We start from the raw sequence: 527 nt of genomic DNA, 5'->3' as shown, positions 1-527 counted from the left end.
ACCGGATTCGCGGCCGATCACCATTGCGCGTTCTGGCAGCCCGCCCCCACTCACTGAGGGGCATCCCCCACCGCTACGCCGTGATGAGCCGCCAGTGCCCGCAACGCCACACGCAACGGCCCGGTCTCCAAGGCGGCATCCGCATCGAACCAGCGGGCCACAGCCGTTCCGCTCGCCATCCTCAGCGTGAAGCGCGCCAGTTCGTCCGCCACCTCGGGGCGATCACGCAGTCCGAAGACAGCGCTCAGCGCGTCCCGGGCCCAGAGCACCAGCGCGTCCCGGTAGTGCCGCACCTCGGCCACGGCCGACGCGGTGGCGTCCTGCTGCACCATCCCCAGCCCCAACAACAGCCGCACACTGGGCTGATGACGCTGGAACGCGTCCCCGACCTCGGTGAGGAAAGCCTCCAGCCGCTCGTCCAGGCCGCTGCCCGGCACCTCGGCCGGGGGCAGGGCCGCCAGCAGCGTGGTCCTGGCCCGCTCCAGCACCGCCACGTAGATCCCGTCCTTGCTGCCGAAGTGCCAGTA

1 protein-coding gene is annotated in these 527 nt (G+C 71.2%); it reads right to left on the bottom strand.

The window, feature by feature from the left end:
• Window positions 1-50: 50 nt before the first annotated feature.
• Window positions 51-527, bottom strand: a 477-nt coding sequence (locus tag H4N64_RS44255; RefSeq protein WP_186288275.1) for a TetR/AcrR family transcriptional regulator, incomplete at its 5' end; no start/stop codon positions are given.

The organism is Streptomyces cupreus, from assembly GCF_014257025.1.
In the GTDB taxonomy this organism is placed as follows: Bacteria; Actinomycetota; Actinomycetes; order Streptomycetales; family Streptomycetaceae; genus Streptomyces; species Streptomyces cupreus.
This window is presented reverse-complemented; position numbering and strand designations above follow the sequence as displayed.